This window comes from Mesorhizobium shonense (assembly GCF_040545255.1).
Lineage (GTDB): Bacteria > Pseudomonadota > Alphaproteobacteria > Rhizobiales > Rhizobiaceae > Mesorhizobium > Mesorhizobium shonense.
The window spans coordinates 367,813-385,292 of sequence record NZ_JBEPLM010000005.1 but is presented as its reverse complement, the minus strand read 5'-3'; the positions used below and the strand labels follow the sequence as shown (position 1 = coordinate 385,292).

Here is a 17,480-nt window from a genome sequence, read left to right as displayed (position 1 = left end):
CCTTCGATCTATACCTGCACGCTGGCGGACCGCGGCGAAATCAAGAAATGCGGTCTAATCGAAAGTTTTTCTTTACTTTGGCGAATGCACCAGAACGCCCGGATTCATCGTGTCCGACGGATCGAACGCAGCCTTCAGCCGCGCCATGAGCTCCCGCTCCATAACACCCCTGGTCCGGTCGGCCATGGCGATCTTGGCGCGGCCAAGCCCATGCTCGGCCGCGAAGCTGCCGCCCATTTCGGTGGCGAGCGCTGCCAGCGCCTCCGCGAACTCTCCGGCCTTGCCGTCGAAATCGGCACGGCCTCCCGGCGGCGACAGATTGTAATGGATGTTGCCGTCGCCGAGGTGCCCGAACGGGTTGATCCGCACGCCCGATAGGATGTCGTCACAGATCTTTGCGCCGGCCTCGATGAAGCGCGCGACGGCGCCCGGCGGCACAGAGATGTCGTGCTTCAACTGCTCGCCTTCCAGCCGCTGCCCCTCGGGCTGCTCCTCGCGCAGGCGCCAGAATTGCGCGCGCTGCGCGCCCGAATTGGCCAGCGCGCCATCCTCGACCAGGCCTTGCTCCATGCCCCATTCCAGCGCCGAATTCAGGATTTCGTCCAGCGGCACCCGCGGCGAACCCGAGGCCAGCTCGACGAGCAGATAGACGTCGCCGCGCGTCTCCAGCTGATAGGCGAGGTCGGGCAGGTGCTTCAGCGCCAGCGCAAGGCCGACATCGGAGAAGAATTCGAGCCCGGCGAGGAACTCGCCCGCCTCGCCGCGCAGATAGGCGCCGAACGACACGGCGGCGGCGAAGTCGGACATGACCAGCAGCGCGCTCGCCTGCTGCTTTGGCGTGGGATAGAGCCGCAACACCGCGCGCGTCACGATGCCGAGCGTGCCTTCCGAACCGCAGAACAGCTTGCGCAGCTGATAGCCGGCGTTGTCCTTCTGCACCGCGCGCAGCCCGTCCCACACTGCGCCGTCCGGCGTCACGACCTCGAGGCCAAGCACAAGATCCTGCATCATCCCGTATCGGAAAGCCTGGCTGCCGCCGGCATTGGTGCCGATCAGCCCGCCGATCCTGGCGCTGCCTTCGGCGCCGAGATGCATCGGAAACATCAGGCCATGCGGCTCCAGCGCCTCATGCAGCGCGGCGAGCACGACGCCCGCGTCAACCGCGATCGACCCGCTCTCCGGATCCGGTTCGCCGATCGCCGTCATGCGCGAAAGCGAGACGATCACGGCGTTCGGCCGATCGGCGACGGCGCCGCCGCACAGGCCTGTGTTACCGCCTTGCGGGATCACCGCCACGCCCGCCTCCCGGCAAGCCTTGACGACCGCCGCTACTTCAGCGGTGCTCACCGGCCTGGCAACGCCCAAAGGCGCGACGCCATAGCGGTTCAGCCAGTCGCGCTGGTAGGGCTCGGCGTCAGTGCCCGAAAGCCAGCCTTTCGGCCCGAGAATTGCCTGCAATACACTAACGGGATCAGCCATCGGGATACCTGAGATGTACGACGAGCCGCGTATAGACAGGTGCGGCGCCCGGCTCAATGACCCAGGACCTGCGACAGGAATTGCCGCGTGCGCTCGTTCCGGCACGAGGTGAAGAATTCCTCCGGCGGCGCTTCCTCGACGATCTCGCCGCCGTCCATGAAAATCACCCGGTCGGCGACGCGGCGCGCGAAGCCCATCTCGTGGGTGACGCAGATCATCGTCATGCCTTCCGAGGCAAGCGTGACCATGACGTCCAGCACTTCGGCGATCATTTCCGGATCGAGCGCCGAGGTCGGCTCGTCGAACAGCATGATCTGCGGCTCCATGCAGAGCGCGCGCGCAATCGCCACACGTTGCTGCTGGCCGCCGGAGAGCTGGCCGGGAAACTTCATCGCCTGCTCGGGAATGCGGACCTTCTCAAGATAGCGCCGGGCGGTCGCCTCTGCTTCCTCGCGCGGCCGCTTGCGCACGATCATCGGCGCGATCATGCAGTTCTCCAGCACGCTCATGTGCGGAAACAGGTTGAAGTGCTGGAACACCATGCCGACTTCGCGCCTGATCCCGTCGATGTTGCCGACATCGTCGTTGAGCTCGGTGCCGAGCACGGTGATGCGGCCGCCATTGTGCTGCTCGAGCCGGTTGATGCAGCGGATCATGGTCGACTTGCCGGAACCGGAGGGGCCGCAGACGACGATCTTTTCGCCCCGCTGCACGGACAGGTTTATCTTCCGCAGCGCTTGGAATGTCCCATAGTATTTGTCGAGGTTTTCGATGCGCACGGCGGCGCCGGATGGCTGGGTCGAATTCACTTGCGGGCCTCTCCTATCGTTCGCCGACCGACATGCGCCGCTCGAGGAAGGCGCCGTAGCGGGACAGGCTGAAGACGAAGACGAAATAGATCATGGCGATGAAGGCATAGACCTCGACATAGGCGAAGCGCCATTCGCCGGTGCCGTAGGCGGCGTTGCCCGAAGCCAGGATCTCGAAGAAGCCGACGATGACCACCAGCGAGGTTTCCTTGAACGAGATGACGAACTGGTTGATCGTCGCCGGCAGAGCGTTGCGCATGGCCTGCGGCAGGAGGATGCGACCGATGCGCTGCCAGTAGCTCATGCCGAGCGCCATGGCGGCCTCTTCCTGTCCCTTCGGCACGCCTTGCATGCCGCCCCTGACGATCTCCGCCTGATAGGCGGAGAAGAACAGGGCGGAGCCGATGATCGCCCGGTAGAGTTTGTCGCCTACCAGCCATTGCGGCAGCGCGAACGGCAGGACGACGGCGAAGGTGAACAGGATCGAGATCAGCGGCAGCGAGCGGACCCCGTCGATGATGAGGCCGGTTGTCCTGGAAACCCACGGCAGGTCCGACCGGCGCAGCAGCGCCAGGCAGATCGCCAGCGGAAAGCCGATCAGGCAGGTGGTCACGAAGATGAAGAGGGTGAGCGCCAGTCCGCCCCAGGCTTCCTCGCCGACATAAGGCAGACCAAGCAGGCCGCCTTTCATCAGCACGTAATAGAGGCCTGTTCCGGCCCCCCAGACGAGCGCGATGCGGCGGCCCGTCCAGAAGGCTGGAATGCAGCTCAGCACCGTCATCACCACCACGGCCACACAGGCCAGCGCCGAGCGCCATTGCTCCTCGAAGGGATAGAGGCCGAAGAGGATGATGCGCCACCGGGCAGCGATGACCGACCAGCAGGCTCCCGCCGCCGCCTGGCATGCCTCGGGCCCGCCGCTGGTCGTGAACACGGCCGAGAAGACCGCCCAGTCGAGCAGCCTCCAGACGACGAAAGCCATGATCGCCACCGATATCAGCGACAACAGCGCCTGAAGCGGCGTCGCAAAGAAGCGCCGCTTCAGATCCTCGAGCTTTCCCGGGGCAGGGGGAGCGACAACGACCATCTCCATCTCTCACCCCCTCAACTGATTGCCCTCGAGGGCAATGGCTTTGTTGATGCGGTTGAAGATCGCGGCAAGGCTGAGGTTGATGGCAAGGAATCCCGCCATCAGGATGCCGATCGCTTCCAGCGTCTGGCCGGAATGGTTGATGGTCAGCGCCACGATCATGAAGAAGTCGGTGAAGCCCACCGCGATGCCCATGGTCGTCGCCTTCATCAGCCAGACATACTGGTTGGCGAGGATCGGCAGCATGGCGCGCAGCGCCAGCGGCAACCGCACCAGCGTGAAGACCCGCCAGGGGCTGAGGCCAAGCGAGAGCGCCGCCTCCATCTGACCCTTGCCGACCGCCTTGAAGCCGCCGCGCACGATCTCGGCGATGTAGGAGCCGCCATAGATGGCGATGGCGATGGCCAAAGCGGAAAACTCCGGCGGAATGCGCAAGCCGCCCTTGAGGTTGAGGCCTTGCAGGGCAGGGAAATCGAGCAGCGGCAGGTCGGGCAGGCGGCCGGCCGTCAGGATGATGACCGCGCAGGCCAGCGCCGCCGCGACACCGGCGAATTGAACGCCAAGGCGCTCGCCGACAGGCCGGCTGAGGCGAGATGTCCTGCCCAGCCAAACCGGAAGCGCGATCGCCGCGATCACCGCAAGTATCGCTGCCGCGAGCGCAGCACCGCCGACGTTGGGGACCGGCACGTAAAGGCCGCGGCTGGTCAGCAGCATGCCAAAGGCCTCATGCGCGGCGCGCGGCGTCGGCAGATGGGTGATGACGGCGTACCAGAAGAAAACCTGGAGGATCAGCGGGATGTTGCGGAAGATGTCGACATAGGTCCGGCCGAGCAGCCGCGCCAATTCATTCGAAGAGGCGCGCGCCAGACCGATGATCGTGCCGACGATCGTCGCCAGGATCAGCCCGGTGGTTCCGAGGAACAGCGTGTTGATGATGCCGATGAGGAAGTACCACCAGTAGGGATCATTGGCTGTGGCGGGCAGGAGCGAGAAGTTCACGTCCCAGCCGGTCGACTTGAACAGGAAGTCGAATCCCGAGGTTATCCCTTGCTCCGCCAGGTTCCGCCTTGCGATCATCACGCAGGCAAGAACCATCCCGGCAAGCGAGCCGACGTAAAGAACCTGCAACAGCGTGTTGCGTATCCTCTGATTTCTCAGCAGGCTGATCATCAGCGTCTTTCCCGAATTGGCGCCAGCTCCGCCTGGCAAGAGCCAGGCAGAGCCAAGAGCGGGATGCGTTCAATTTTGCTTCGTCGCATTACTGCGACGCCAAATGGATTTCATTTGGCTGCAAATGCTTAGGCGGATCAGTCGATCACCAGCGGGAACAGGACGCCGCCATTGTTCCACAGGTTGGTGAGCTCGCGATCCATCTTGTAGGGCGAGTCCTTGCCGAGATCGCGCTCGAAGATCTCGCCGTAATTGCCGACCTTCTTGATCACGTTGTAGGCCCAGTCGTCGGCGAGACCGAGACCCTTGCCCATGCCTGGCGTGGCGCCGAGGAATTTCGCCACCTGCGGCGAGGTCGGCTTGGCCTTGATCTCGTCGACATTCTTGGAGGTGATGCCTTCCTGTTCGGCGAAGATCAGGGCGCTGAGCGTCCAGTTGGCGATGTCGACCCAGTTGTCGTCGCCCTGCCGCATGATCATGACTTCAGGCTCGACGGCGAGCACGTCGGGCAGGATCACGTGGTCCTCGACCTTGCTCTTGGCGATGCGGGCAATGGCGAGCGTCGGTCCCCACTGCGCATAGAGATCGCAGCGGCCGGAGAAGTAAGCCTGTTCGAGCTCTTCCGTCTTTTCGATGAGCACGGGTTCCAGCTTGATGCCGAGCTTCTGGGCGTAAGCGGCGACCTGCTGCTCCTGCGACGTGCCGGCGGGAATGCAGATCGTGCCGCCATTGGCGTCCTTGAGCGACTTCAGATTGAGCTCCTTGTGCGCCATCACCTTGGTCGTGCCGAGGTAGTAAGAGTTGGAGAATTGCAGCCCGAGCTCTGTGTCGCGGCTGAGCGTGCCGCCGGACGCCTTGATGATGATGTCGACATCGCCCGACTGGAGCGACGGCCAGCGCTGCGCCCAGCTGATCGGCACAATTTTCAGCTTTGCCGGATCGCCGAACACGGCGGTCGCCACCGCCTTGCAGAGGTCGATGTCCATGCCCTTCCAGTTGCCCTTGTCGTCCACCTCGGCGAAGCCAAGATAGGAGCCGTCATGGCCGGTGCAGTTGAGCACGCCGCGCGCCTTCACGGTCTCAAGCGTCTTGCCGCCCGCCGCTTCCGCAGGCACCGCGAAATGCACCAGGCCAAGGGCCAAGGCGGCAGCCCCCCATTTCATCATTTTCATGTTGTCGTCTCCACTGTTGAGTTATTCCGTTTCTTATTGTTGGAGCTCCGCAAGTTGCCTTTCGGAGCCCGGTCTGGAAGCCGCGTCCTAGTCGGAAAGCGGGGTCGGTTTCGGCAGGGAAATCGTGAGATCGCTCCGCCAATCCTGCTGGGCCAGCCATCGATGAAGGGCGGCCACAGCTTTCACGCGCAGATGCCCGCGCGGGACGACAAGATAGAAGCCGGGGACTTCCTCTGGCCTCATATCGGCAATGGCGTCGCGGCCGATCGGCGCGACCAGCGCGCCAGACCGGAAATCCTCCTCGGCGTCGATGACGGAGACTAAGCCCACGCCGATGCCCTGCAGGGTCGCCCGGCGCATGGTCGCCGCGTCATCGAAGCTGACGCTGCGGTCGCCCTCCGTCAGCTCCACTCCGAGGTGGCGCAATATATCCGGCCACAGCCGTTTCGACTTGACGGTGTCGAGCAGGGTGAACCGCGTCAGGTCCTGCGCCGACTTGATCTTTTCGCCGATCGCCGGCGTGCAGCAGATGATCTTCGGGTCCGGCACCAACAGCGTGGTCTCGTAGTCCGGCCAGTTGCCGTAGCCCCACTGCACCGTCATATCGATGTCGTCGCGTCCGAAGTCGGGCAGGTCGACCATCGTCGTGAGACGCAGATCGGCGCCCGGCAGGATCTCGCGGAACAGCGAAAGCCTGGGCAGCAGATAATGCGTGGCGAAGTAGGGGCTCGCATTGAGGTTGATGCGGTCGCGGTAGTTCGACTTGGTGACGCGGCGAACGCCTTCGGAAAATTCGTCGAAGCCGGCTTTCACGTAGTGCGACAGAAGGATCGCCGACTCCGTCAATTCGATCGACCGGCCCTTGCGCTCGAACAGCGTCACCTGAAGCGTGTCTTCCAACAGCTTGATCTGCTGTCCGACGGCTTGCGGCGTCACCAGCAGCTCGTCGGCCGCCTGCCGGAAGCTCTTGTGCTGCGCGACGGCATGGAAGACCCGAAGCGCATTCAGCGAAGGAAGGCGAAGCTTGCCGGTCATGGTGAAGTCCGCCTCCTTTCCCTGGAAACTCCGTTGATCATGCACTGCCGTATTTCAGTCGCCGCCGGCTTCTGAAAATTTGATTTCACGCGTAAATGTAACCGCCTGAGACAATTACGTTTTCACCGGTCATGTAGGTGTTCTTCGGGCCGCCGGTCATCAGCACCCATTCGGCGATCTCGGTCGGCTCGGCGCCGCGGCCGAGCGGGCTTGCCTTGGCCAGTTCCTCGAGGAAGCCGAGGGCCTTTGCCTTCTCCGTGGCCATGCCGGCCGGCGCCACCGAGTTCACCAGGATGCCGTCCTTGGCGACATGGTGGGCGAAGGAGCGGGTCAGGCTGACGACGGCGGCCTTGGTCGCCGCGTAATGAGCGTTCTGCGGGTGCGCCTTGAAGGCGTCGACCGAGGTCAGGTTGACGATGCGCCCGCGCACATGGGCTTTCGGTTCCTGCGCCTGCATATGGCGAACGGCCGCCACCATCATGTGATAGGTGCCCTTGATGTTGATGCCGTTGGAGGCGTCCCACTCGGCGTCGGTGATCTCGAGGAGGGGGCGGCGAGGGTAGATCGCGGCGCAGTTGATCAGCGTATCGACGCGCCCGAGCTTCGCGACGATGGCGTCGAAGGCCGCATGGCACTGCGGGCCGACCTGGATGTCGCAAGCCGCGGCCGCGGTCGGCAGCCCCTTGGCCTTTGCCGGTTCGAGCGCGCTCTCGGCGGCTTCCTGGTTGATGTCGATGATGCCGATCTTGGCCGCACCGGCCTCCACAGCCATGCGGGCGAGAAGGGCGCCGAGGCCGGCGCCGCCACCAACGATCAGAACGGAAAGGTCTTTCATCCTATTTTCCTTGCTTGCTGCCACTCGGCGTGGTCGGCCGGGTCGGCATGATGTCGAAGCGGGTAACGTCGGCCCATGCGGGCAGGCCGAGCAGCGCGACGACCATCTTGGCGACGTCGTCCGGCTGCACGGCGACATTGCCGGCGTACATCGCCGCTCGCGCCTCCGGGTCGAGGATATCCTTGTAGAGTTGCGTCTCGACGCGGCCCGGAACGATCTCGGTGACGCGAATGCCGTGTTGCGAGAGATCGGCGCGCAACGCGGCGGCAAAGCCGGCGATGGCCGCCTTCGTCGCCGAGTAGACGGCGACATTGGGGAAGGCCGCATGGGCGGCGGAAGAGCCGGTGAACAGGATGTGCCCCGACTGCCGCTCGCGCATCTGCGGCACGACGAGGCGCGTGAGCAGGATCGCGGCGCTGAGATTCACCTCCAGCGTGGTGTCGATGTCGGCGATCTTCATGTCGGCGAAGTTGCCGAGCGGCGGCATCATGCCGGCATTGTTGATCAGCACGTCGATGGTGAGATCGGCCAGAACCGATTCCAGCGCCTCGCGGTCGGTGACGTCGACCGCAATGGGAACAATGGCCGGCCGCTCTGCCTGCAGTTCCTTGAGCGCCGCCTGGCTACGGCCGACCGCATAGACGTCGTAGCCCGCATCGCTCAACGCGATGGCAATCGCTCGTCCTATGCCGCTCGTCGCTCCTGTGATGAAGGCTGTCGTCACCTTGGTTTCCCCGATTGCGGCTTCCCCAATTGCCTGGCGTCAGTGTGCGACCTTGGCCGATGCCGCGAAACCAAGAAAAGCAGCAAAAAGGAAAGATAAACTTTCGAAAGCCGTTTCGGAGGTTAAAACGTTCTACGCCGACCGCAGGACCTCGAAAGCCGCAAACCAGAGGAAAACAAGATGTTCGGCGCAGGCGAGGGGCTTCCGGCCGCTCGGCCGAGCAAAAACATGGCTTTCGCAACCGCCCGGCGGTTGCCTTCAGCGCAGGCTCTCCGGATCGCAAGTCGTCGCAGCTTACCCGCCGGTCGATTCCGGCCTTTTCATTTTGGTGAAGAGCGAGGCCGCGGCGGCCTTTTGCTCCGCGTCCGTCGCCTCGACGCCGGAGGCCCTCGCCAGGGCGCGCACGCGTCCCAGGCTGTTGTGCAGATGCTTGCGCATGGCCTGTCGGGCCTTGCCGCCGTCCTGCCTTTCGATGGCGTCGACGATTGCCTGGTGTTCGCTGTGGATGCGCGCGTAATAACTGTCCTTGAGCGCGGGCTCGACGACATAGCCGAGCTGGAAGCGGGGCACGATCATCGGCCCGAGATAGGCGAGGAAGCCATGGATGAATTCGTTACGCGCGGCCTTGGCGATCGCAAGATGAAAATCATAGTCGTAGTGAATCTGGACGGCGGCGGGATCCGCCTGCTGAGCGTCGATTTGCTCCATCATCGACCGGATATCGGTGGCCTCCTCATCGGTGCGGCGCTCCGCGCAGAGCCCCGCGGATTCCACTTCGACGCTCAACCTAAGCTCGAGCAGCGCGATGGTTTCCGGCAAGGTTCTCAGCGCCTCGTCCGGGATCGAGAAATTGCGCGGCACGGGCGTCTCGCTGACGAACATGCCGCGGCCCTGCTGCGGCACCACCATGCCCTCCGAGCGCAGCCGCGCCACCGCTTCGCGCACGACGGTGCGGCTGACATCATATTCGGCGCAGAGCTCCGCCTCGGTCGGCAGTTGCGCGCCAGGCTGCAACCGTCCGGAGCGGATCTTTTCGGCCAAGCTCTCCGCCACGACGGTGGAAAGCGGCTTGCGCTTCGTCATTTAGGTCCTTCCGTTCAAGTTCAGATTCGGGCTGTTCAAGTTCAGATTCGGGATGATGCCCGAACCGGCAAGACCATTCAAACCGCCGCGGTGACGATGAGTTCGACCAGCATGCCGGGCTTGGCCATCCGCCCCTCGCCGGAAGAGCGCGCCGGCGCGTGCTCCTTCGGCATCCAGGCGTCCCAGACCGTGTTGACCTCATCGAAGTCGCGGACGTCGTCCAGCCACATCTGGACGTGAAGGATGCGGGTCTTGTCGGTGCCGGCCTTGGCGAGCAGCGCATCGATCTTGCCGAGCACCTCGCGCATCTGGTTGGTCGCGGACTGGCCCGGCCGCGCGACCTGGCCCGTGAGGTAGAGCGTGCCGTTGTGGATGACGCCGTGATGGATGCGGGTGTCGAAGTCGAAGCGCTGGATATCGCCCACTGGATTCTTTCTCGTCAGATTGCCGGCGTCTGCCGGATGGGGTTGCCCTGCAGGTATTGCGCGTAAGGCGCCTGGACGAGCCAGCCGGCGTCGACGGGTAGCGTGACGCCGGTTATTGACGCGGCACGGTCGGAGCAGAGGAACAGCGCCGCCTCGGCGACATCGCGCGGCTCGACGAAACGACGGAGCGCAGTCGTGGCCTGGATGGCTTCCGGATTGCGCTCGCCCTTGGCGATCCTGGCCTTCAGCCCATCGGAAAGCGTGTAACCCGGCGCCACGGCGTTGACGCGAACGCCGTGCGGGCCAAGCTCGGCGGCAAGAATTTGGGTGAGAGCCAGAACCGCGTGCTTGCCAGGCGTATAGGCCGGCAGCGAAAGTGGCGCGAAGGAGGCGAGGGAGCCGACGTTCAGGATTGCGCCGCGTCCGGCGGCCGACATCAGCCGGCCGAACACCTGGCAGCCAAGCAGCGTGCCGCGATAGTTGATGCGCCACATCTGCTCGTCTTCGCCGAGCTCCTGGTCGAGCACATGCTTGCCGCTCTGCAGGATGCCGGCGCAGTTGACCACGACATGGGGCGTGCCGAACGCATCCGCGACGTTCTGCGCCAGCGCCTCGACGGAGGCGGGATCGGCGACATCGGTCTGCACGAAGAGGGCGCGTGGCGCGCCCGCACTCTCGCAGGCGACGGACGCCTCCTTGCCCCGGACAGCGTCCCGGCCGGCGACGACCACCTGGTAGCCGTCCTCGGCGAAGCGCAGCGCGATCGCGCGACCGATGCCGGACGTGCCGCCGATGACGACGGCGGTCGATATGTCAGCCATTGCGGCGATCCTTCCGCTCGATGTCGAAGAATTCGGACATGGCTTCGACCTGGAAATCCATCATCGGGCGACCAGGCTGGATGCGGCAGCCGATCTCTTTCGCCGCCTTGAGCAGCGCCGTCTCGGCCGGCTCCATGATGATGTCGACCACGGTCATCTCCGGTGTCAGTTTGCTCACATCCATCGGCAGCGGATCGCTGGCCTTCAGCCCGGACGGCGTCGCGTTGATTGCCATATCCATTCCGGACGGATCGGGTTCCCCGACCTCGATGCGGCAATTGGGGAACGACTTGTTGACCAGCGAAGCGAGCTTTGCGGCGCGGTCTCTGTCGATGTCGGCGAGGCGGATTTCCGCTGCGCCTTCTTCGGCCAGGCAGTAGGTTAGCGATGATCCTGCGCCGCCGGCGCCGACCTGGAGGATGCGGCGGCCGGCGATCTGGTGCCCGCCCGCCTTCAGCCCGTCGATGAAGCCAACGCCGTCGAAATTGTCGGCATACCAGGTGCCGTCCGCCTGCCTGCGCACCGAGTTGGCGCTCTGCACGCGCGCGGCGCGGTCATGAGCGGCGGCGCATTTGTGGTAGACCGCCGTCTTGTAAGGCACCGAGATGATCACGCCCCGGATGTTCTCGGCCGCGGTGATGCCGGCCCAGAAAGTGTCGAAATCTTCCGGACGGCAGCTCAATGGCACCATTAGGCTGTCGAGCCCCTTCTGCTCGAAGATTTCGTTGAAGATTCCGGGGCTCTTGGCATGCCCGACTGGATGGGCCAGCATCACGAAGATTTCGGCTTTGCCGGTTCCGCGCATCGGTTCACTCCTTTTCGTTTGACAGTTCATGATCGCTCAGCACCTCGAGGGCCCTGACGAGCGACGAATGATCGGCGTCCGCGCCGCCCGGCCGGGCCGAGCAGGCATTCATCAGCTGTTGCGCCGTCGCGGTGCTCGGCAGGGCGACGCCGAGCGCGCGGGCGCTTTCGAGCGCGAGATTGAGATCCTTCTGGTGCAGCCGGATACGGAACCCAGGCGCGAAGCTGCGGGCGATCATGCGCTCGCCATGCACTTCGAGCACACGCGAAGAGGCGAAGCCGCCCATCAGCGCGGCGCGGACCCTCGCCGGGTCGCAGCCCGCCTTGCTGGCGAAGACAAGCGCCTCGGCGACGGCTTCGATGTTGAGCGCGACGATGATCTGGTTGGCGATCTTGCAGGTCTGGCCGGAGCCGTTCTGTTCGCCGATCAGCGTGATGTTCTTGCCGAGCTTCTCAAAGATCGGCAGCGCTCGCTCGAACTCCGCGGCCGGCCCGCCGACCATGACGGTGAGGCTCGCCGCCTTGGCGCCGACCTCGCCGCCGGAGACCGGCGCATCGAGATAACCGGCGCCGGCTTCCCTGAACTTCGCCGCGAATTCCGCCGTCGCAATCGGGCTGATCGAGCTCATGTCGATGACCAGCTTGCCGGCCGAAATCCCTTCGAGCACGCCGTTAGGTCCGAGCAGGACGCGTTCCACGTCGGGCGTGTCGGGCAGCATTGTGATGACGATATCGGACACCCGGGCCACCTCGGCGGGGGAGGTGACGACCGCTGCCTTTAGGTCCTTTGGAAGAGGCGAGCGGTTCAGGACCGTGACGATCTCGTGCTCGGCATCGGCGAGATGCCGCGCCATCGGCGCACCCATGACACCAAGCCCGATGAAGCCAATTTTCATGCGCAACTCCCGTTCGGCGTCAGAGCGCCTTGCAGCTCAAGTAAGGCGTATGATATAGGACATCATACAAATTTCAATGCACCTTCTTTCTGGAGACCGATCGCAAAATGCAGGAGCGTGTGAATTCGCTAAAGGCGGCCGTACAGGCTGGCCGGCCGCATATCGGCATCTGGTGCTCGCTGGCTTCGGCCCTCACCACCGAGGTCGTCGCCGGTTCAGGAGCCGGCTGGCTGCTGATCGATGGCGAGCACAGCCCGAACGATCTGCGCAGCATCATGGCGCAGCTTCAGGTCGCTGCGGCGTTTCCTTGCGAAGCCGTGGTGCGTCTGCCGTCGGACGACGCGAACCTGATGAAGCAGGCGCTTGATGTCGGCGCACGCAGCCTGATGATCCCGAATGTGCGGACGGCGGACCAGGCACGCAGCATCGTCGCGGCGATGACCTATGCCCCCGGCGGCTTTCGCGGCTTCTCGGTCGGCCACCGCGCCAACGCCTTCGGCCGCATCGCCGGCTATCATGCCAAGGCGCGCGAGCAGCAGCTTCTCGCCGTACAGATCGAGGACGAATCCGGCGTCGCCAATGCGGCCGAGATTGCGGCGGTTGACGGCGTCGATGTTCTCTTCGTCGGCCCGGGCGACCTCTCCACGAACATGGGTGCGATGGGCAACCCCGGCGATGCGCATGTGCAGGAGGGGATCGCATCCGTGCGCAAGGCCGCGGCTGCGGCAGGCAAGGCGAGCGGCATTCTGGCTCCGGTGAAAGCCGACGCCGACCGCTATCTCGCCGACGGCTTCATCATGGTTGCCGTCGGATCGGACCTCGGCCTGCTGGCGCGGGGCTCGGATGCCCTGATCGCCTCATTCGGTCAATAAGAGCGGCAACCAGTAGAGCGGAGAGACAGCCGTGGCGATCCCCCCTTACAAAGCACCGTCGCGCAGCGCCTATGACATTGTCATCGTCGGCGGTGCCGTCATCGGCTCGTCGACCGCCTATTGGCTGAGCCAGGCGCTGGGCAACGGCGCTTCGATCCTCGTGGTCGAGCGCGACTCAAGCTACGAGTTTTCCTCGACCGCGCTCTCCACCAGCGCCATCCGCCAGCAATATTCCAATCCGATCAATGTGAAGATCAGCCAGTTCGGCATCGAGATCATCCGTGGCTTCCGGGAGCGGATGGCCCCGTTCTACACGAATGAGCCGGCCCCCGATCTCGGCTTCAAGGAACACGGATATCTCTACTGCTGCTCGCCCGAGGGCGTAGAGGCGGCGCGCGAACGGGTCGAGCTGCAGCGCAGTCTCGGCGCCCACACGCTCTTCCTCGAACCCGGTCAGTTGAAGGAACGCTTTCCCTGGCTGAATGTCGACGATCTCGGCGGCGGCTCCTGGGGCTCCCGGGAAGAAGGCTGGTTCGATTCCATGGGCCTGCTGAACGGCTTCCGCCGCGCGGCGCGCGCCAGCGGCGTCGAATATATCGACAATGCCGTGACAGCGCTGGATGTCCGCGATGGGCGGGTTGTGTCCGCCCGCCTCGCAACCGGTGAGACCGTCGCCTGCGGCACGCTGGTCAACGCGGCTGGCCCGCGGGCGCAGCAGGTCGCAGCCATGGCCGTACTGTCGATCCCTGTCGCGCCCTACAAGCGCTACAGCTTCGTCTTCGCCAGCGCCAATCCGATCCCCGGGCGGATGCCCAACGTCATCGATCTCTCCGGCACCTTTGTGCGTCCGGAAGGCGAGCTGTTCCTCACCGGCAACACGCCGCAAGGCGACGGACCCGCCGATTACGACGACTTCGAAATGCATTTCGAGGAGTTCGACGATTATATCTGGCCGGCGCTGTGGCACCGCATTCCGGCCTTCGACGCGTTGAAGGTCCAGACGAGTTGGACCGGCCATTACGAATACAACATGCTCGACCACAACGGCATCGTCGGCTTCCACCCCGAGGTGACGAACTTCATGTTCGCCAACGGTTTTTCCGGGCATGGCCTGCAGCAGTCCCCGGCGGTCGGCCGGGCGGTGTCCGAGCTGATCATCCACGGCGCCTTCCAGACGCTCGACCTGTCGCCGTTCTGCTATGAGCGCATTCCACGTAACGAGCCGTTCCTCGAAGAGGCGGTGATCTGAGCGGCGTTCCTAATCACTCGGCGGCCTGAACCTGGCGGGCCTCGATGATCGCCCTTATCTCGGAGCGGCAGGAGCCGCAATTGGTGCCGGCGCGCAGCGTCGACCCGATCGCCTCCAGACTGTCGCATCCCGAAGCGACCGCCGAAGCGATCTGGTTGGCGCCGACATGGAAGCACGAGCACACGACCCGTCCGATGGCGGGCATTGGCGCGGGTGAGCGCCCGGATAGAAGCGCGTGGCGATCGGTGGCCGACAGCGGCTGGCGCGTGGCGAGCAGCGACACCAGCCAGTCCTGCGTCGGCAACTGCTCCGGAGCGGCGACCAGCAGGGCCTCGGCCATGGCGCCGTCTTCGTCGATGGCCGCGGCGCGATAGGCGAGCCCTCGGCGATCGGTGTATTCGAGCAGTTGATCCTGCCGTTGCACGCCGAGCAGCTTGCGCGCCAGAAGAATGCCCTGGTCCGGCGGCTCGGTCCCGGTGAGTTCGTAGACCCAGCCGCCCTCGGCCGCATGCCGGCTCCAATGGACGAAACCGGTCGGCCTGAGATCGCGCCGCGTGATGAGCACGCCGGCCCAGCCGGTTTTCTCCCGCACGATTCTCGCCGGGACATGCTTAAGCTCCGGCTGGCCGGAATACGGATCCGTGACCGGTGAGGACAGCATCCCTGCGGCCGCCCTGGCCGCGAACTGACCGCTCCAATGCATGGGCATGAAGGCCTGGCCGCGCAGCTGCGCGTCGGATACGCGCACCTTCGCGCGGACGAAGCCGAAGCGCGTCGACAGATGGGCGAGGTCGCCATCCTTGAGATGGTGCGCGGCCGCATCCGCCGGATGGAGGTCGACCGAGGGCCCAGGCGCATTCGCCATCAGGCGCGGTACGTTGCCGGTGCGCGTCATGGTGTGCCACTGGTCGCGCAGCCGGCCCGTATTCAGGGCAAGCGGATAGTCGGCATCGACCGTGAAGGCCGTCGCCTCCTGCCGCACCGGCACGAAGCGCGCGCGACCGTCGGGCGTCGGGAAGCGGCCATCGGCAAACAGTCTTGTCTGCTGCTCGCGCCGCTCCGGCGCAGGCCAATGGCGGGGAGGGAAGGCGGCGTAGTCCGCGTCGCTGAGATCGGCGAGGCCGCTGAGATCGAACAGGCGCTCGCCGTCATTCTCGAAGGCGGAAAGCGCGGCATGCTCGCGGAAGATCTCGGCCGGCGTCCGGTAGGCAAAAGCATCGCCGAAGCCCATGCGCGCGGCGACCTCGCAGATGATGCGCCAGTCGGCTTTCGCTTCGCCGGGCGGCGGCAGGAAGGGCCGCTGGCGCGAGACGCGCCGCTCCGAATTGGTGACCGTGCCGTCCTTCTCGCCCCAGGCGGCGGCCGGCAGCAGCACGTCGGCATAGCGCGTGGTGTCCGTGCGGGTGACATCCGAGACAGCGACGAAATCGCATTTGGACAGAGCGGCGCGCACGCGCGAAGCGTCCGGCATCGAGACGGCGGGGTTGGTGCCCATGACCCACAACGCCTTGATGCGGCCGTCGGCGACCGCCTGGAACATGTCCACGGCTTTCAGGCCGCCGCGCCGCGCGACGTCGGGTGCGTTCCAGAAGCGGGAGACCCGGTCGATGTTGGTCTCGTCGGCGAAGTCCATATGCGCGGCGAGCTGATTTGCCAGGCCTCCCACCTCGCGGCCGCCCATCGCGTTCGGCTGTCCGGTGACCGAGAACGGCCCCATTCCCGGCTTACCGATGCGGCCGGTGGCGAGATGGCAGTTGATGATGGCGTTGACCTTGTCGGTTCCATGCGCCGACTGATTGACGCCCTGGCTGTAGACGGTGACCGTCCGCTCGGTCTCGGCGAAGAGATCGTAGAAGGCCTGGACATCGGCGACCGCCAATCCGCATCCTCTCGCGACGCGCGCGATCGACGGCGCATCGGCGCCGGCCAGCGAGGCTGTGGCGTCAAAGCCCGACGTATGGTCGCGGATGAAGCCGGCATCGATCTTTCCGGCCTGGACGAGATGCGCGAGCAAGCCGTTGAACAGGAGCACGTCCGTGCCCGGATCGAGCGCGAGATGCAGGTCGCATTCGTCGGCAGTCGCGGTGCGGCGGGGATCGATGACAACGATCCTCGTACCACGCTCCCTACGTGCTGCGAGCATGCGCTGGTAGAGCACGGGATGGCACCATGCGGTGTTGGAGCCGGTGAGCACGATGAGATCGGCGCACTTGAAATCCTCATAGACGCCGGGAACGATGTCCTCGCCGAAGGCGCGGCGGTGGCCGGCAACGGACGAAGCCATGCAGAGCCGCGAATTGGTGTCGATGTTGGCCGAGCCGATAAAACCCTTCATCAGCTTGTTGGCGACGTAATAGTCCTCGGTGAGCAACTGGCCGGAAACGTAGAAGGCGACCGAGTCCGGGCCATGCTCGGCAATCACCTGCGAGAATTTCGCGGCCACGAGATCGAGCGCTTCGTCCCAACCAACCTGCTTGCCACGGATTTCCGGCTGAAACAGACGGCCTTCGAGGCCGAGCGTCTCGGCAAGCGCGGACCCCTTCGAGCAAAGCCGGCCGAAATTGGCCGGGTGCTCGGGATCGCCGCGGACGGTCGTCTTGCCGTCCGCGGCGATCTCGGCCAGCACGCCGCAGCCCACCCCGCAATAGGGGCAGGTGGTCCTCACCTCGCGTGCTTCTTCCATGCCTCAGGCCGCTTTCGAGGCCAGCGCTTCAAGCGCGATGAAGAGCCGCTCGCCCTCGATCCTGACCGGGATCGTCCGGACCGAGCCTTCGTCGGCGCCCAGTGCCTCGCCCGTCTCCAGCGAGATCACCCAGTTGTGCAGCGGGCAGGTCACCGCCGCGCCATGGACGATGCCCTGGCTGAGCGGCCCGCCCTTGTGCGGGCAGTGGTCGTCCATGGCAAAGACCCGGTCGTCGGCCGTGCGGAAGACAGCTATCTTGCCTTGCGGGGTCGCAACGCAACGCGCGCCGCGGCGAGGGATGTCGGCGATGGTGCCGATTGCTATCCAGGTCAT

17 protein-coding genes are annotated in these 17,480 nt (G+C 65.0%); 2 read left to right on the top strand and 15 right to left on the bottom strand.

What is annotated here, in order from left to right; genetic code table 11:
* Positions 1 to 72: 72 nt before the first annotated feature.
* The 13 genes from ABID26_RS16505 to ABID26_RS16445 all read right to left on the bottom strand — a co-directional run bounded on the left by ABID26_RS16505 (position 73) and on the right by ABID26_RS16445 (position 12,343).
* A complete protein-coding gene (locus ABID26_RS16505) occupies positions 73 to 1,479 on the bottom strand; it encodes an FAD-binding oxidoreductase (protein ID WP_292371251.1) in 1,407 nt (468 codons plus the stop codon).
* 53 nt (positions 1,480 to 1,532) lie between these two features.
* On the bottom strand, positions 1,533 to 2,288 hold the full coding sequence (locus tag ABID26_RS16500) for an amino acid ABC transporter ATP-binding protein (protein ID WP_126099079.1): 756 nt from the start codon (positions 2,286 to 2,288) through the stop codon (positions 1,533 to 1,535).
* Positions 2,289 to 2,301: 13 nt separating this feature from the next.
* On the bottom strand, positions 2,302 to 3,381 hold the full coding sequence (locus tag ABID26_RS16495) for an amino acid ABC transporter permease (RefSeq protein ID WP_292371250.1): 1,080 nt from the start codon (positions 3,379 to 3,381) through the stop codon (positions 2,302 to 2,304).
* 3 nt (positions 3,382 to 3,384) lie between these two features.
* The gene (locus ABID26_RS16490) at positions 3,385 to 4,548 is read right to left on the bottom strand and encodes an ABC transporter permease subunit (RefSeq protein WP_126099081.1); all 1,164 of its coding nucleotides are present in this window, start codon (positions 4,546 to 4,548) and stop codon (positions 3,385 to 3,387) included.
* Positions 4,549 to 4,685: 137 nt separating this feature from the next.
* Positions 4,686 to 5,720, bottom strand: a complete 1,035-nt coding sequence (locus ABID26_RS16485; RefSeq protein WP_126099082.1) for an amino acid ABC transporter substrate-binding protein — start codon at positions 5,718 to 5,720, stop codon at positions 4,686 to 4,688.
* 87 nt (positions 5,721 to 5,807) lie between these two features.
* Complete coding sequence (locus ABID26_RS16480) at positions 5,808 to 6,755, bottom strand: LysR substrate-binding domain-containing protein (protein ID WP_126099083.1); 948 nt, start codon at positions 6,753 to 6,755, stop codon at positions 5,808 to 5,810.
* Positions 6,756 to 6,840: 85 nt separating this feature from the next.
* Positions 6,841 to 7,590: an SDR family NAD(P)-dependent oxidoreductase gene (locus ABID26_RS16475; protein ID WP_292298304.1), complete on the bottom strand. Its 750-nt coding sequence runs from the start codon at positions 7,588 to 7,590 to the stop codon at positions 6,841 to 6,843.
* A 1-nt stretch (position 7,591) separates the two neighbouring features.
* A complete protein-coding gene (locus ABID26_RS16470; RefSeq protein WP_292344680.1) occupies positions 7,592 to 8,314 on the bottom strand; it encodes an SDR family oxidoreductase in 723 nt (240 codons plus the stop codon).
* A 294-nt stretch (positions 8,315 to 8,608) separates the two neighbouring features.
* Entirely contained in the window at positions 8,609 to 9,397 is a 789-nt protein-coding gene (locus tag ABID26_RS16465; protein WP_189521510.1) for a FadR/GntR family transcriptional regulator, read from the bottom strand.
* A 77-nt stretch (positions 9,398 to 9,474) separates the two neighbouring features.
* On the bottom strand, positions 9,475 to 9,822 hold the full coding sequence (locus ABID26_RS16460) for a RidA family protein (protein ID WP_126099086.1): 348 nt from the start codon (positions 9,820 to 9,822) through the stop codon (positions 9,475 to 9,477).
* Between the two features lie 14 nt (positions 9,823 to 9,836).
* Positions 9,837 to 10,643, bottom strand: coding sequence for an SDR family NAD(P)-dependent oxidoreductase (locus tag ABID26_RS16455; RefSeq protein ID WP_292298311.1), 807 nt, complete (start codon positions 10,641 to 10,643; stop codon positions 9,837 to 9,839).
* A complete protein-coding gene (locus tag ABID26_RS16450) occupies positions 10,636 to 11,448 on the bottom strand; it encodes a shikimate dehydrogenase family protein (protein WP_126099088.1) in 813 nt (270 codons plus the stop codon). Before ABID26_RS16450 ends, ABID26_RS16455 begins: the two co-directional genes overlap by 8 nt.
* A gap of 4 nt (positions 11,449 to 11,452) precedes the next feature.
* Positions 11,453 to 12,343, bottom strand: coding sequence for a 2-hydroxy-3-oxopropionate reductase (locus ABID26_RS16445; RefSeq protein ID WP_292298314.1), 891 nt, complete (start codon positions 12,341 to 12,343; stop codon positions 11,453 to 11,455).
* A 107-nt stretch (positions 12,344 to 12,450) separates the two neighbouring features.
* Here ABID26_RS16445 and ABID26_RS16440 point away from each other — a divergent pair, with 107 nt between their 5' ends.
* Positions 12,451 to 13,215 (top strand): HpcH/HpaI aldolase family protein, encoded by a 765-nt coding sequence (locus tag ABID26_RS16440; protein ID WP_354415968.1) that lies wholly within the window; start codon positions 12,451 to 12,453, stop codon positions 13,213 to 13,215.
* A 31-nt stretch (positions 13,216 to 13,246) separates the two neighbouring features.
* Positions 13,247 to 14,464 (top strand): NAD(P)/FAD-dependent oxidoreductase, encoded by a 1,218-nt coding sequence (locus ABID26_RS16435; protein WP_292298318.1) that lies wholly within the window; start codon positions 13,247 to 13,249, stop codon positions 14,462 to 14,464.
* Positions 14,465 to 14,477: 13 nt separating this feature from the next.
* Here ABID26_RS16435 and ABID26_RS16430 read toward each other — a convergent pair whose 3' ends face one another.
* The gene (locus ABID26_RS16430; protein ID WP_292371249.1) at positions 14,478 to 17,147 is read right to left on the bottom strand and encodes a nitrate reductase; all 2,670 of its coding nucleotides are present in this window, start codon (positions 17,145 to 17,147) and stop codon (positions 14,478 to 14,480) included.
* 3 nt (positions 17,148 to 17,150) lie between these two features.
* On the bottom strand, positions 17,151 to 17,480 hold the full coding sequence (gene nirD, locus ABID26_RS16425; RefSeq protein WP_292298321.1) for a nitrite reductase small subunit NirD: 330 nt from the start codon (positions 17,478 to 17,480) through the stop codon (positions 17,151 to 17,153).